The sequence below is a fragment of the Sphingomonas taxi genome (genome assembly GCF_000764535.1).
GTDB lineage: Bacteria > Pseudomonadota > Alphaproteobacteria > Sphingomonadales > Sphingomonadaceae > Sphingomonas > Sphingomonas taxi.
Genome location: NZ_CP009571.1, coordinates 330,641 through 346,142, shown reverse-complemented (window position 1 = coordinate 346,142; position 15,502 = coordinate 330,641). Strand labels below are relative to the sequence as shown.

Annotated in this window: 12 protein-coding genes; 6 read left to right on the top strand and 6 right to left on the bottom strand. The window is 62.4% G+C overall.

Translation table 11 applies throughout. The annotated features are described in order from the left end of the window. Nucleotides 1-79 precede the first annotated feature (79 nt). From MC45_RS01500 to MC45_RS19150, 5 genes are all read right to left on the bottom strand, one after another. Entirely contained in the window at nt 80-2,194 is a 2,115-nt protein-coding gene (locus MC45_RS01500; RefSeq protein WP_052075464.1) for a TonB-dependent receptor, read from the bottom strand. A gap of 1,158 nt (nt 2,195-3,352) precedes the next feature. Beyond that, nucleotides 3,353-3,934 carry a hypothetical protein gene (locus MC45_RS01495; RefSeq protein WP_156143748.1) on the bottom strand — a complete coding sequence of 194 codons (582 nt, stop codon included), beginning with the start codon at nt 3,932-3,934 and terminating at the stop codon, nt 3,353-3,355. Nucleotides 3,935-4,754: 820 nt separating this feature from the next. Then, nucleotides 4,755-5,942 (bottom strand): alpha/beta hydrolase, encoded by a 1,188-nt coding sequence (locus MC45_RS01490; RefSeq protein WP_038658652.1) that lies wholly within the window; start codon nt 5,940-5,942, stop codon nt 4,755-4,757. Nucleotides 5,943-5,971: 29 nt separating this feature from the next. Then, on the bottom strand, nt 5,972-7,006 hold the full coding sequence (locus MC45_RS01485) for an acyltransferase family protein (RefSeq protein ID WP_081974287.1): 1,035 nt from the start codon (nt 7,004-7,006) through the stop codon (nt 5,972-5,974). 127 nt (nt 7,007-7,133) lie between these two features. Beyond that, nucleotides 7,134-7,643 (bottom strand): FAD-dependent oxidoreductase, encoded by a 510-nt coding sequence (locus MC45_RS19150; protein WP_156143747.1) that lies wholly within the window; start codon nt 7,641-7,643, stop codon nt 7,134-7,136. 8 nt (nt 7,644-7,651) lie between these two features. Between MC45_RS19150 and MC45_RS01475 the strand changes: the two genes are divergently transcribed. The 3 genes from MC45_RS01475 (at nt 7,652) to MC45_RS01470 (ending at nt 10,448) form a co-directional block, all read left to right on the top strand. Further along, nucleotides 7,652-8,479 (top strand): glycoside hydrolase family 47 protein, encoded by an 828-nt coding sequence (locus MC45_RS01475; RefSeq protein WP_281177493.1) that lies wholly within the window; start codon nt 7,652-7,654, stop codon nt 8,477-8,479. A gap of 257 nt (nt 8,480-8,736) precedes the next feature. Next, nucleotides 8,737-9,021 carry a hypothetical protein gene (locus tag MC45_RS19725; RefSeq protein ID WP_245640811.1) on the top strand — a complete coding sequence of 95 codons (285 nt, stop codon included), beginning with the start codon at nt 8,737-8,739 and terminating at the stop codon, nt 9,019-9,021. Nucleotides 9,022-9,308: 287 nt separating this feature from the next. Next, entirely contained in the window at nt 9,309-10,448 is a 1,140-nt protein-coding gene (locus MC45_RS01470; RefSeq protein ID WP_038658649.1) for an epoxide hydrolase family protein, read from the top strand. A 194-nt stretch (nt 10,449-10,642) separates the two neighbouring features. Here the strand turns inward: MC45_RS01470 and MC45_RS01465 are convergent, their stop codons facing one another. Then, complete coding sequence (locus tag MC45_RS01465; protein WP_038658646.1) at nt 10,643-11,242, bottom strand: Dps family protein; 600 nt, start codon at nt 11,240-11,242, stop codon at nt 10,643-10,645. 201 nt (nt 11,243-11,443) lie between these two features. Here MC45_RS01465 and MC45_RS01460 point away from each other — a divergent pair, with 201 nt between their 5' ends. The 3 genes from MC45_RS01460 (at nt 11,444) to MC45_RS01450 (ending at nt 15,163) form a co-directional block, all read left to right on the top strand. Further along, on the top strand, nt 11,444-12,814 hold the full coding sequence (locus tag MC45_RS01460; RefSeq protein WP_245640810.1) for an alpha/beta fold hydrolase: 1,371 nt from the start codon (nt 11,444-11,446) through the stop codon (nt 12,812-12,814). A 104-nt stretch (nt 12,815-12,918) separates the two neighbouring features. After that, nucleotides 12,919-14,349 carry a GMC oxidoreductase gene (locus MC45_RS01455; protein ID WP_342667003.1) on the top strand — a complete coding sequence of 477 codons (1,431 nt, stop codon included), beginning with the start codon at nt 12,919-12,921 and terminating at the stop codon, nt 14,347-14,349. Between the two features lie 10 nt (nt 14,350-14,359). After that, nucleotides 14,360-15,163 carry an SDR family NAD(P)-dependent oxidoreductase gene (locus tag MC45_RS01450; protein WP_038658641.1) on the top strand — a complete coding sequence of 268 codons (804 nt, stop codon included), beginning with the start codon at nt 14,360-14,362 and terminating at the stop codon, nt 15,161-15,163. The last annotated feature ends 339 nt before the right edge of the window (nt 15,164-15,502 follow it).

Below are 15,502 nucleotides of genomic sequence, written 5' to 3'. Positions count from 1 at the left end.
AGCGGCTGGCGCGCCGCGGCGTCGGAAAATCCGATCGTCGCCGGACGCCAGGATTCTTGCACAAGCGCATCGCGGGAAATCAGAATTTGGTGCTGACGCGCACGCCATATTGGCGCGGCGCCGCCGCCAGTCGGCGGATACCGTTGAGCGAACCGATGTAATGCTGGTCGGTGAGGTTGGTGCTGAACCCGGCGATCGACCACGTGCCGTTGTCGAGCGTCAGCTGAGCGTTCACGATATTGCGCGCCTTCAGATAGTCCCCCAGTTGCGCCGTCTGGAACAGCGTTCCCCATACCGCGCCGATATGCGCGTAATCGACCCGCGGCGTCAGCGAGACGCCGTCGGCCACCGTGATCGCATATTGCGCACCGGCGCTGAGCGTGAACGTCGGCGCATAGGGCTGCCGCCGCCCGCCGAGATTGATGCAGCCCGACGCCGAGGCTGGCCCCGTCACGGGATCGCAGGTTCCCGTCGTTCCCTTGCGCGGGTCGCGCGCGAAGAACTCGCCGAGTTCCGATTTGGAGATCGACGTCGAAGCGTCGAACAGAAGGTTACCGAACGATCCCTGCGCCGACGCCTCGAAGCCGTACAATTTGGTGGCGTTCGGCACGTTGAAGATCGACGTGAAATTGGGGGTGGCCGGATCGACGATCAGCACCTGGAACTTGCGGTAGCTGTTATAATAGCCCCCGATCTGCGTGCGCAGATGCCCGTTGAGCAGCGTCCCCTTCCAGCCGAGTTCATAATCGGTGACCTTCTCCGGCACGAAGCCGCGCGGCGTCGTACCGAACAGGTTGGCGCCGTTGAGGCCGCCCGCCTTCGTCCCCGTCGCGACGAACGCGTAGAGGAAATTGTTGGCATCGACCGTCCAGTTGAGTGCCAGCTTGCCGTCGACATTCTTGTTGGCGTTGAAATCGTGCTGCACCAGCACCGTCTTGAACGTTGGCAAGGCGCCGAGAAACAGCTCGATCGGATAATTGACGTCGTTGCGCGACGTCGTCCGCGACCAGCGGCCGCCCAGCGTGACCTGAAGGCCGTCGGTCAGCTGGTAGCCGACCTGGCCGAATGCGGCGATGGCGGTGTGCGGGTTGGTCCCCTCGATCCGCAGTGAGCGCACGACACCAGCCGGGGCGAGCGCGACATAGCCGTTGTCGACCGGAAATTCGTATTTGTCGAATTGGTAGAAGCCGCCGATCAGCCAGGTGAAGCGCCCGGTATCAGGGGAGACGATGTTCAGCTCCTGCGACCAGACGTGTTCGTTGACGAAATCCTGGAACGTGTTGTTCTGCGCGGCGGTGCCGTCGGCATCGATCGTCTCCTGCAGCGTGCCCTTCTGGAAGCCGCTGATCGACCGGATCATCAGACCGCTGTCGTACGTGTAGCTGAGATTGGCGGAGATGCGGCCGAACTCGTCCTGACCCGACAGATAGCTATTGCTGGAGACCGTAAAGGGGTCGCTGGTATTGAGGACCGGCGCGGCGGCGCTGCCGAAATAGGCCGGGCTGTTGGGAAAGCCGCCGGTGTTGATCCGGTTGTAGTCGCCCTTGACCAGCAGGCGCAGATGACTGTCGGGTTGCCACAACAGGCTGGCGCGACCGCTGATCGCGTTGAGATCGCCGGGATTGCCCGTCCATGGCCCCGTCACGGTGAAGAAGCTGTCGCGCTTCTCGAGATTGGCGGCAAGGCGGATCGCGAGCGTGTCGCTCAGCGGCAGGTTGATCGCGCCCTGTGCTCTCACCTGATCGTAATTGCCGTATTGCGCGGTGGCGAAGCCCTTGACCCTGTCGAGCGTCGGGTTGGTCTCGGTGATGAACACCGCGCCGCCTGTCGCATTGCCACCCGCGAACGTCCCCTGCGGTCCGCGCAGCACCTCGACCGACTGGATGTCGTAATAAGGCTCGCTTTGGAAATAGCCGGGGAAGGTCGGCACTCCGTCGCGATAGGTGACGACCCCGACGCCGACCGAGCTGGAGATTTCCGACTTGCCGATACCGCGGATATTGAAGCTGTTCGCCTGACCGGAGGTGTTGACGGTCAGCGACGGGGTCGAGAATTGCAGCTGTTCGACGGTGTTGACGCTCTTGCGGACGAGGTCCTCGCCGGTCAGCACTGACGCCGCGACGCCGGTGCGCTGCAGGCTGGTCGAGCGGCGCTCGGCGGTGATGACGATGTCGTCGCCGGTATCACCCGGCATGGCGTTCGGGTCCGTCGCATCAACTGGGTTCTGCGATGACTGCGGCGTTTTCTGAATCGTGGCGGCAGGGGCCTCGGCCGGACCAACCTGGGCGTTCGCAATGGTCGAGCTCATCACGGCGATCACAGACGCCGACAACAGGAACGTGCGCATCAATCATCCTCTCTGCATGTCGCGTTCTGTGACGCGTCATGAGCAGGATGGCATCGCGAAGCTTAGATTGTCAATGTTCATTAAATAACGAGTTAACGACGGTTGCATATGTGTTCGGGTGGGCGTCGATCCGAGCGGGACCGCCTGCATCGGATGATAGCGCCTGTGCACGATTGCGCCGGCTGTTCGACAGGAAGATCAACCACACGGTCTACACGTGGCTTTCGGCCGCCCATGGTTTGAGCCATGTCACCTATGCCCACAAGTGGACATTCAGCCCACCCTTCCCGCTCCCACAACTTCGGACGATTGTTCGTCGTCGCGAACGACCAGCTTGCTACCCCGGCCATTCACCGACGGATGTCGTGATCCGGAGGTTCGCAGTCTGACCGCTTCCGACGCGGGGCACACACCAGCGGACACGCCTAAGCCAGCTACGCCACGTTGGACACGGTTCCACAACGTGCCGTGGAGCTAACCTCCTCTGCCAGCGAAAAGGCTGGACGGCTATCGCGGCCGTTGTTCTTCCGTGATCCTTGGGTCGAATTGCGGAACGTCATTACTCAATTCAGGCTGGAGACGGACTGATCGATCGGACGTTTGGAAACGTCTCGCCAGTTCGCGAGAGACCTAGCCGAACGTAATGCACCCTTGGTCGGACCAAATCGGTATCTACAGGTGCGATGTAATCCAATGCCAAACGTGGCGTTTGACGGAAGACTTGATCTTATTCCAGCCCTTCATCACCGCCCAACCAAGCGACCTAAAGATCAGCCAGCCGATACCGAGCAAGACCCACTCCATCACCCAGTCATAAGCTCGTGCAAAAGGCCCGATAAACCGCCGATGTCCATTTCCCTTACCCCAAGCTCTGATAAGATAGCGTTTCGAAGATTCTTCTTTGGGAACAAAAAGCCCATAGACCCGGTATCGAAAACAAACAAAGCGCACTAACCAAGGATAGATGTCACCCTCGACAGCTTCTGAATCGAGTCTCGCTTCAGCCTAGGATATGGCTTTGGGAGCAGACTCTGCCGCCCTTAGTCTCTTTGCCTCCTTCGCGGCTTCAGTCTTGTTTTTGAGGTGTATTAACCACGGCAAGAAGCCCAATGCCGCAAGGAAAACTAGCATCACCAGGACCGTGGTCCCTCGCCCCTCCGCCGGCGCATCGGGCGTCACAGGCGCGGTAGCGAAGACAAAGGCTATTAAAAGCCATGCGACGACCAGCAGTCCGATCCAGACTTTGTAGAGGAGGCGGAGTCTCCGCTCCTTGACGGTCATCGTTCTGAAAGGCCGGGGATATTGTCCGTCGAGATTGAAGTATCTCACTATGCGGTGCGGCCAGTAAAGGGAGGCGAATGCAATCGTGAGTGCGAGCGCTGCCGATTTCATGGGCAGCGTGTGCCAGTTGATGCCTGACGAAAATGCTGTGATCAGCCCGACCCCAAGCGCCAGCACGCCTAGAGGCCAGATTATCGCAGCGGCGTGGCCATATGGCGCCAAGCGTGGATTGACCGCGCCGAGAAGCGCCTGCCAATCTTCACGGAAGGTCGTCTTCTTGTTAACGGCGTTGTAGCGTCCTGCCACTCTGAGACCCGATCGAGCCCCGCATCTCCCAATTGCGCCGCGTCCGCCGTTGTCGATTGAGCCATGACAGTCCCCCACCAAGAGACTGCCAAATAATCGAATGTAGATCAACAATTTGGGCGAGACTTTAGAATGCGCCGATGTTCAGATTGAGAATGGGCCATCCACGCGTCCACACCCACGGCCCGCCCGTCGCCTCCTACTTAATACCCTCGCCCGCTGGTCGCGAAGTCCATTGGTTCAAGTCAAAAACAATAGCTAATTTACGAATTTATGCGATTTGATCAGCTCAACGAGTTCGGCGTTTAATGCCATAAGCAAATGGCAAAAGCCGATAGCCGCAAGGCCTACGCTGAACATCCGATTATGGGCAAAAACAGACGACAAGCTGAACAAAGTTCGTGCTTTCGAGTATCACATCTCCGAAACGCGCCGTGGCTTCCACGAGCCAAGCGCAGCCATTCGGACCCACTTCCCCCCTTCCCAACTATTGCCATTCGTTAATAATCGTAGCGCATGTCAGCGGATTTATAAGCGCCAGTAGCCATTTACAACAATTTGCTAAGTAGCAGGGCTTGTTCGGTTACCGCGGCCCATGATACAAACTTCCTTAGAACGTCCTGGCTTTTAATGAGAATTAGCCTAAATAACAAACTGCAGATCGTGTTCCGGCCATGTCGCGCTATCTGCGTCGAGGCCGACTCAAGATCATGCCTGCGAACCTAAGGCACTGGCACGGGTTGCTCCCTGCTTCAACGGATTCCTTACAATCTACTACTCCGCCGTCGCCCCCGCTGCCAGCGTCATTCGCGCTTTATGATCATTGCGTCTTGACCTTCGATTGAGGATCCGGAAGTTCTCTTGAATAGCGGTTCATGAATCGCGTGATCGTCGCGATCGACAGTTGGTTGGTAATGCTGTTGAAGGTCGTGTTGAAATTGTGCCCCGAATAAGGGAGCATGAGCAGATCCACGGCATTGCCTGCCGCCATCGACCGGCGTGCAAAATCCTCAACGCTGGCTGCCGGCAGCAGCGGATCGTTCTTCCCCGCCAGGATCAACGTCGGCGGATTGCCGCGTGTGCTCAGCCGCCGCAGGTCCAGCGCGGCGTAACGTTCGGGATAGCGCTCGGGTGGACCACCGATGTAGCGGCTCATGTACAAGCGCTGCTGCCCCTGCAATTCGCCCTCGCGTTGCCAGGAGGCGAGCGGCGAGATCAGCGGCGCCTTGACGATGACCGCGGCGATCGATGGCGTGCGCGACCCGCAGCGCGCGTCGTCCGCACCATCGTCGTTGGTATAAGCGGCCGCCATCGCCAGATTGCCGCCGGCCGAGACGCCGAACAGCGTAACCCGGTCCGCATCGGCATGGAGCCCGCGCGCATGCGCCGCGACCCAACGCAGGGCGCACCGGACGTCGCGCGTGGCGAGGTTCCAGGTCGGTCGGTCCGGCCTTGCCAGTCGATAGTCGATGCTCACCACGATCCAGCCGCTATCGGCGTAGCGGCGCATGTTGGCGGCGCCGACCCGGCGGCTGCCCTCGATGAAACCACCGCCATGAACGACGACCAGGACGGGGCGACGCGGGCCGGCCTGCACGTCGGCCGGCTGATAGACGTCGAGCCACAGCGCCTCGCGCGGCCGTCGCGCATAGACGAGGCTACGATCCGGGCTGGCGGCCTCGCTGAATTGACGCACCGACAGGGTGCTGAGCAGGTCTACCCTCGCGCCATTCGCCCAGGCCACTTGCAGCAAATGGAGCATGACGATCGCGGCCGCCAGAGCCGTTCCGGCCGCGGCTGCGATCAGCGCGAGTGTGACCCGCGTCGCTCGCGCCCGATGCGCCAGCACGCCCAGCGCGCCGATGATCAGCGCCCCCAACAGAAACCAGGACACCCAATTGGGCACGAGATCGCTCGCGAAGATGCGTAGCCACGGCACGATCGGCACCATCGCGCCGAGCAGCATGGCGAGGATCGGCAGCACCGCGAGCCAGGCCAAGGTCAACATTCCGGTGCGTGCTAGTAGCTTTGCCGATGTCATGCGTTGCGCTCCCGCAACGGAATCGGCTCAAAAGCCATGGCCTCGACCGGAGGCCGGTGCCTGCGGCGAGTAATGCCGAAGACGCGGGATGCGGCGTCGCTGCGCGCGAGCAAGGCGCAGCCCGCGAACAAGGTGGCGATCGAGAGCAGCAGCATCGACATGCCGATCACGCCCGAACTCGACCAGAGCGCAAAGACCATGGGATGCCATAGGTAGAAGAACAGGCTCTGCCGCCCGATGCCGCCGATCAGGGGAAGGACCAGCGACGCACTGCGGATGCCGGGCAGCAGGCAGATCAGCGACAAAGAGGTTATGAGGCTTGCCGCCACTTCGCCGGGGATCGAGGGGTGGACGTACAGCGTGCACCACCACAGCAGGCCGATCGGCGCCAACGCCAGCGCCGCATACAGCTTCGTGCGATCCTGCCGACGCTGGGCGACCCACAGGCCGTAGAAGAAATAGATGGGATAGATGAAGAATCGGCGATCGGGCAGCCAGGCTGCATAGCCCTGCTGGATGACGTGCTGGACACCGAGCATGTACATGGCGGCGATACTGATCGGGATCGCGACGCCGAGCATGGCGAGCGGCGAGCGCCGGCTCAGCGCGGCGATGAGGATGAAGGTCATCATCACCGGCACGAACCAGAAGTGGAAGGGCGGCCGCAACGGCACGGTCAGCAGCGACAGCGGCGTGAGCTGCGTTGCGCTCGTCAGATACACCGCGCACGCGACTGCCCAGGGGATGATCAGCCGCTGCCCGTATTTGCGCAACGTGCTCGTCAGCGGCCGGGTGCGGGCACTCTCGAGATTGAACAGATAGCCGGCAAGACCGATGAACAGCGGCATCCGGACGCCGGCGCCGAGCCATGCTAGGAAACCATGCCGGTCGCTCAGCTCGTAATAATGGCCGACGATGACGGCCAGGACGAGCAACCCACGCAGACTGTCGATTGCCTGGTTCCGCCGGCCGGTTTCCCCTTCCCCGCCCACCCGTATCATCGCTGCCCCCGGCTTTTGCCCGCCGGGCATAAGCTATGAAGGTTAATGACAAATTCGCGCGACCGAGGTTTGTTCGTCGCTGGCGGCGAGCCTGTCCAGTTGACCCAGATGTGGTCATCCACGGCACAATCCGCGCTTCCTCAAAACGGACGTTTGTTCATCGGCTGGCGAAGAGCTCAACGACATCCGTAGGCGCGTCCGGTCCGAAGAAGCGCGAGAGGTTGGCGGCGCTGCGCTGTGCGACCGGACCGCTGCGCGCGAACATGTCACTTTCAAAAGCAGCCAACGCACCTTCGCGGTCACCTGAGCTGTGGACCAGTGCATGCCCCAGCTCCGCGCCGTCAAGCATAGCAAGGTTTGCACCTTCACCTGCAAAAGGTGACATCAGATGCGCCGCGTCACCCAACAGCGTGACGCCCGGCGCTCGCGGCCAAGTGAGCAAAGGAGGCAGCGCGTGAATGGGACGCACGACCGGCAGCGCGTCGCTGCCGGCGATCAGCGCTCGGAGCGGCGGTGCCCATCCATCAAATAAGGCCGCTACCCGCTTGGTCGCGGAACCCACGTCGTTCGTCAGCCAAGCCTCCGGCCGGTTTACCGCGACATAGGTATGGATGCTCCCGTCGGCGTTGCGGTGCGCCAGGATGCCCTGACCAGGCGCCACCGCCATAAGCGTATCTGCCCGAATGGGGCACGCTCAGCCAGCTGACCGGTGATCCTCGTTATGCAAAAGCCGCACGCAAGGCGATGATCGCGGTTTTCGAGCGGCGCTCGCCTCTCGATCTGGTGGCGACCAAGATCGACGTGCTGAGCGGCGCCTGGCGCTCCCGCACCGCGACGATCGGCTCCTATTGCGACAGCTTCTTCGAGTATCTGTGGGATAGCTGGCAGCTGTTCAGCGATGCCGACTGTAAGCGCATGTACGATGTGTGCACTGTCGCTATCCTCAAGCATCAGCAGGTCTGGAAGGATCATCAGCTGTGGTTCGCCGACGTTGACTTCGAGACCGGCGCCGTGATTTCGACCGAGCAGGACGAGCTCGCCTCCTTCTATGGCGGCCTGCTCGGCCAAGGTGGCGCACTCAAACAGGGTGCCGCCTACACCGAGAGCTGGGCCAAGGTGCAGGCGAGCTATGGTGTCCTGCCAGAAGGCTATGACTATGCGACATCGCGGCCGACGCAGGTCACCAACGCGCTGCGCCCCGAACTCGCCGACGCGGCCTTCACACTCTGGCTGATCGATCGAAGCCCACGCTGGCGCGAGATTGGTCGCCTTCACTTTGAGGCGATGAAGCGGTGGAACAAGGCTCCCTTTGGCTACACGGACCTTGCCGACGTGACAGCAACGCCCAAGCGTCAGGCCGATCACTGCCCCGGTTACTGGTGGTCCGAGCAGATGAAATACTACTATCTGTTGTTCGCCAATACGCCTCGCTTTGACTATTTCGACAATTACCTGTCGACCGAGGGCAACATTCTTAAGGGCCTGCGTCCCATCCAAGCGTAAGATAGAGGCTACACCGACCCATCTCATCTGAGTAGCTCAACCACCGAAGGATCACCTTGCCGGCAGATTTCCCTTTTGTTCTGCCTGCGGCTGACTTAAAGAATCAGCATGCCGATCCGCCCCGAGAACCGCGGGCTCTATCCGATAGACTGGCAGCAGCTGTCGGCGACCGTGCGCTTCCGCCGCGCCGGTGCACGCTGCGAACAATGCCGGCGGCCGCATTTGCGACACGTCGCCCATTTTGGCGATGGGCGCTGGTGGGATGGCGAGGCACGCTGCTGGCGGAGCGACCGCGGCCGGCGCATCGCGTCAGGACCGGGGTCGCGCTCGGCGCGGTGCGGATCACCAAGGTGGTACTCGCCTGCGCGCATCTCGACCATGATCCGGGCAGTAGCGCGCCGGGTAATCTCAAGGCGCTATCCCAGCGATGCCATATCCTCCACGATGCCGCCGAACATCGCTGGCAGCGCTGGTGGATCGCTTCCGGCTGCGTGCCTGCCGCGACCTCTACGAGAACCCTCGCCTCACCCGGCAGCAGCTAAGCCGATAAAAACTCCATCCCCTTGAATCAAAATCTCGCCGACGACCCAGAAGCAGTCGCTAGACGCCCGACGTTCGCCTCCCAACTTCTGCCACCCGTTCATCTCGGACGCGACACGCAAACCGCGGTATTGTCGGGACGAATGGATGGCACCGAATGGGGGGACGTACGTACAAAGCAGTATGCCGAGCGGCCGTCGGATCTCAGAACATCCACCGATAATATGAGTAGCAAATTGCTGGACGCCCTCTCAATCGAACCGCATCCCAGCTTAGGCGGAGAACCACCATGATTTCACCCTACACGATCAACATCCCCGACGAACAGCTCGCCACGATCAGAGCCAAGGTCGAGGCTTATGACTGGAGCCAACTGCCGGATGCGGGGGGCTGGTCAGCGGGGGTCGGGGTTGACGACCTCAAGCGGCTCGCCGCGTATTGGCTGGACAGCTACGACTGGCGTGCGGTCGAACGGCGCCTCAACGCGCTCCCCAACTTCACGGCCGATGTAGAAGGCGAGCACCTCCATTTCGTTCACGTGAAAGGCGACGGCTCCAAGCCGCCCCTCCTGCTTCTTCACGGCTGGCCGGGCTCGTATCTCGAGTTCGAACGGCTGTTGGAGCCGCTCGCAGCGGACGGGCACGATGTCGTCGTCCCCTCGCTTCCTGGGTTCGCGTTCTCCAACCCGATCACGCGCCCGATCGGCCCACGGCGGACGGCTGCGCTTGTGCATGGGCTGATGACCCAACTGTTCGGCGATGCGCAGTATTTCATTCAAGGAGGGGATTGGGGCCACAGTGTTGCGGCCTGGGCCGCGCACGATCGACCGAACGCTCTACTCGGCATCCATATCAATATGATGACCATACGCGCGGAGGACGCCAATCCGACGACCGACGAGGAAAAGTCCTTCGCCGCCAAGCGGGCCGCGATTGCCGATCAGGAGAGCGCCTACTTTCACGAGCAGGAAACTCGTCCGCAGACGCTCGGGATGGCGATGGCCGACAGCCCGGTCGGAGCGGCGGGCTGGATACTCGAGAAGTTCGGCAAGTGGGCCGATCTTCCGACAACCGCCGATGGCGACCCCGACATCTGGAGCAAATTCTCCGAGGAGGAACTCCTTACCAACATCATGCTCTATATCGCGCCGGCATCGTTCGTGACGGCAACCTGGATCTACTACGGCAGCCGGCTTGAGCAGTCGCGAATGCTTCCGGCCGGCACCTTCATCCAGGTGCCCACCGGCTTTGCGGCCTTTCCCGACCCGGTGTTCTTCCCGCCGCCGCGCTCGTTCGCAGAGAAGACCTTTAACATCGTACATTGGACCGACATGCCGCGGGGCGGGCATTTCGCCGCGTTAGAAGAGCCGGAATTGATGCGGGCCGACCTAAGCGCCTTTATCGCGACTGTGTCGGGAGCACGCTCCTGAAGGCGGATATTTGTTCCCTAAGCAAAGCACCCGGCGCTTGCGGCGCAGTTTCAATGCCCTGTGTCGTCACGATCCACTTTCGGCCATTTTTGCGCTCCTTCGTCGCTCCCAACTTTGGACATCTGTTCATCTCTAATTCGCCTCGTATGGGACGTGGCGCACACGGAGGTTACGTGTGCGCCACCCGCTGAGGCTTATGCGTTGGGACGCACTAGTTCGGTTGCCGCAAGATGTTCGGCTAAGAACCAGACTTGCGGCTCGCCGGTGCGAATGATGTTGCTGACCAGCAAATCGTTCGTGCCGTCATCGCCGGACTCGTCCGCGGCTTCCGCGCCTTCATGGGCCTGACGCAGGATGATCTCGTGCGCTTCGAGTAGACGCGCGAGCTGTGAGGGAACATCTTCGCGTCCCTTGGGAGGGCGAGGGATGCGGGTCATCTCGGCCACGTCGGGCGCCATGGCGATGCTGATGCCGCCCAAAGCCATGATCCGCTCCGCAATCATGTCGACCAGGTCGGACTGCTCCTCGAAATGCTTATCGAGCAGTAGATGCAGTTGGTAGAAGGTCGCGCCAGACATTTGCCAATGGTGCTTCTTGTACATGTCGCGCAGAGTGATGGTATCGACCAGAATCTGGTTCAGGATTTCCACGCTCTGGGCACGCGCATTGTCTTCGAGCGCGATCGGCAGGTCTTTCAACGTACCGTACGGCTGGATTTCGCGATAATTGACGGCGTAGCGCGGCTGCGCTTCGTCCGTGGACGCGTTGCTCGCTTTGGGCGGCTTTTTGGCCATGGGGTTCAGCTCCGATATTGCATGAGGATCGTGCGTCCCCACAACAAGGGACCGGCCCGAAGGGTCCTTATCAGGGGGCTGCGGTCCTTTGAAAGCCAGTCGCTGGAGGGCGGGCTCGGCAGGCGCATTGGAACGGTTACCACCGTTCTTTTGGCAACGGGTGCATGCCTTCGGAACTGACCATCCTTTGCAACGTCGGGCATGCAGTTGACTTTGCGAGGCCTGATGACCGGACCGACGTTGGTGTTTCTTCACGCACTTGGTGCAAGCGCGAAAGAGTGGAAGCCTGTTCTCCATTATCTACCAGGGCGTGATTGCGTCGCGCTCGACCTGCCAGGCTTCGGGGCGGCCGCACCATATGGCTATCTGGACGTTGCTGCGATGGCGGATTGGCTGGCGGACGAGATACGGTCTCGCGCTTTGTCTTCGTGCGTGCTCGTCGGCCACAGCATGGGAGGCAAGATCGCAACGCTTGTCGCTGCACGAGCCGCGCGGGGGGAGATCGGATTGTCCGCAATCCTAGGCGTCGTGCTGGTTGCCGCATCGCCCCCCTCGCCCGAACCGATGGACGAGGATCGTCGCGCCGAGATGATCGGCTGGTTCGCGGAAAAGCAGGCGTCATACGCCGAAGCCGCAACGTTCGTCGACGCCAACACCACGGCACGATTGCCGCCCCCCTTGCGCGACACGGCGATCGACGACGTACGGCGTTCGAGCCGCGAGGCGTGGCTCGGATGGCTGGAGCGCGGGAGTCGGGAGGATTGGAGCGCCGAGGCGGGTATTATCGCGATACCTGCCCTGATCCTCGCCGGCGCGGACGATGGCGATCTGGGTGAGGATGCCCAGCGTCGGCTCAACCTGCCGCATTACGTGACGGCCGATGTTCAGGTCGTGCAGGGGGCGGCACATCTTATCCCCTACGAACAGCCGCAGGTGCTCGCCGCATTGATCGAAGGCCATGTCGCGAACGTCACGCAAGCCGAATTGCCCACCGATTTCGCGACGCTGCTCGGTTCCGATCGCGTCAGCCGCAGGACCCGCGCTGCCCTGTTGGACCGCCTGCGTCCTCCTGCCCCCGCTGCGATCTGGACGGCGGAAAACCGTACCACGGCAACGGCTCTGGTCGCGCAGATCCTGCCCGATGCTGACGGCGCGGCTATTCTGGCGGATCGTATCCTGAGCGGCATCGCGGACGGGACCGGGGATGGCTGGCGCTTCGCAATACTGCCGCCCGACCGTGAGGCATGGCAGCGCGGGTTTGCGACGATGGCGGCCTATGGTTTCACCTCCCTCGACCTCGGCGCGCAGACCCGCTTGCTCGAACGTGTGGCCGACGGCGAGGTCGGCAACCGTGAGAATGAAACACAGCTCTCTCCCGAACAGATGGCGTTGTGGTTCGAGGACGTGTGCGCCGAAACGGTGCGCATCTGGATGTCGCTGCCTACGACGATGGCAGCCATCGGCTATGACGGCTTCGCGGTCGGTGGCGATGGTCGCCGCAAGCAGGGATACACGCGCACCGGCGCCGACGACCTGGAAGCCTGGCAACCGTCGGTGGAGCGCGCCTCGTGACGTCGAAACGTTACGGCGCGCATGAGGTCGTCGATGCCGTGGTGATCGGCACGGGCGCAGGTGGCGCACCGCTTACCGCGCGGCTGGCGCAGGCAGGCCTGTCGGTGGTGGCGCTGGAGGCGGGCCGACCGTTCCGCCCCGACGACCACGTCGCCGACGAGGTCGCCGCCGACATCTACTGGATGGAGGAGCGGCTGAGCGGCGGGGCGACCCCGACGGCGTTCGGTTCGAACAATTCGGGGATGGGGGTCGGCGGGTCGACCCTGCACTGGGGCGCCTTTTGCCCCCGCCCCGATCCCCGCGACCTGCAACTGAAGACGATGACCGGCCAGGGTGCCGACTGGCCCATCAATCACGCCGAATTGATCCGCTACATTGCGGAGGTGGAGCAGTTTACCGGCGTATCCGGACCGGACGACTACCCATGGGACGCCACCCGTCGCTATGCCTATCCGCCGGTCGCGCGCAACGCCGCGGCTGACGCAATGGCCCGCGGCTGTGCGGCGGTCGGAATGACCGCCACCGATGCGCCTGCCGCCCTGGTTTCGCGCGATCGGGACCAGCCGCACTGGGGGCAGCGTCAGGCCTGCGTCAATTGCGGCACCTGCCACCAGGGCTGTCGGACCGCGGCGAAGACCAGCATGGATACGACCTACCTGCCGCTTGCCCTCGCGCATGGGACCGAGATTCGTGCCGGGGCGCGCGTGGTGTCGTTCGAGTTCGACTGCAGCGGACGGATCGGCGCAGTCGTGTATCAACAGGACGGCGAGGAGCATCGCCAGCGTTGTTCGACGGTCTTCCTGTGCGCCGGCGGGGTCGAGACACCGCGGCTGTTGCTCAATCTCGGCATCGCCAACTCAAGCGGTCAGGTCGGCCGCAACTTCATGGCGCATGTCGCGACACAGATCTGGGGCCGGTTCGACGCCGACATGCGGATGAACCGCGGCTATCCTTCCTCGCTGATCAGCGAGGACATGATGCGGCCCGGCGATGCGGACTGCGCGGGCGGCTATCTCATCCAGAGCCTCGGCGTGCTGCCCGTCAACCTCGCCACCGGCCTTGCGCGTGGGGCCGGCATGTGGGGTGAGCGGCTCCAGGCCCTTCTTCGCGGGTACAATCGGATGGCGGGGATCGGGATCAACGGCGAATGCCTGCCCCATGCCGACAACCGTCTGATGCTCGCCGACGAGGTCGACGCCTACGGCCACCGCAAGGCGCGGATCGACTTCAGCTATCACGCCAACGAGCAAGCGATCGACCGTCATGCCCGGCGCACGCTCACTCGGATCTGGGAGGCGGCCGGTGCGAGGGACATCGTCGCGGTCGACCGCTCCGCCCATACGATCGGCACGTGTCGCATGGGGACGGATGGCGACGCCGCTGTGGTCGACCCCGACGGTCGCAGCTTCGATCTGCCAAATCTGCTGATCTGCGACAATTCCGTCTTTCCCAGCGCGCTGGCGGCCAATCCCGCGCTGACCATCATGGCGTTGTCGCTGCGTACCGCCGACCGTTTTCTCGCATCCAGGCATTGAGGAGTTCATCATGGATTTGGGTATCAAGAACCGTATCGCGCTTATCAGTGGCGCGGATTCAGGCATGGGCCGGGAGACGGCACGCCTGCTGCTCGAGGCGGGGGTCCGCGTTGCGATCACCGATCGGCCCGATGGTACGCTGGACGAGGCGATCGCGGACCTCGACTCACTCGGCGAGGTCATCGCCGTCGCGGGCGACGTGACCAATCCCGATGACGTGCGATCGATCTGGGCGCAGGTGCGCGACAGGCTCGGCAACCCTGACATCTACGTCAACGCCGCAGGCGTGACGGGAGCGACGGGCGACTTCCTTGAGGTCGACGATGCCGGCTGGCAGGATACGCTCGACATCAATTTGATGGGCGCGGTTCGGATGTGCCGGGAAGCCATTCCGGCAATGCGCGAGAATGGCTGGGGCCGGATCGTCTTGTTCGCCTCCGAAGATGCGGTACAGCCCTACATCGACGAATTGGCCTATTGCGCATCCAAGGCAGGTATTCTCGCCCTCGCGAAGGGGCTGTCCAAGGCCTATGGCGGCGACAACGTACTGGTTAACACCGTTTCGCCCGCGTTCATCGCGACACCAATGACGGACACGATGATGCGCAAACGGGCGGAGGAACGCGGCGAGAGCTTCGATGAGGCGATCGCGAGCTTTCTCGAAGAGGAGCGGCCGGGCATGGTGCTCAAGCGGCGCGGGCGGGCCGAAGAGGTTGCCGCAGCGGTCGCTTTCCTGTGCTCCGAGCGGGCGAGTTTCATCAATGGCGCCGGCATCAGAGTCGATTCCGGTTCGGTCTTCACCATCGCCGGATAACGGTTTGCCGCGGTATCGTCGATACCGCGCATTCATCGGACGCTGGGGTGACGCAGCCAACTGGACGAGGCATCGCCGGCGATTGCTGTTGAAAGCCGTCGCGCCGGCGTCGATGTCCGGCAGAAGAGGCTGTCTGTGACGCAGAGCTACCTACATCCTGTAACGCGCTGCTGCCTGCATCCGCCGAAACAATCTCCTGACGCGTGAGGCGGCTTACCGTAGCGCCGCAGCATTCCCAAAAAGGAACGTGACGTGGGAAACAGACCGCCCCCATCGTACCCACAGGCGCCCGGGGCGCACGCTTTTCCGAAATCTGTTCCTGAATGCACCTCCCGGAAA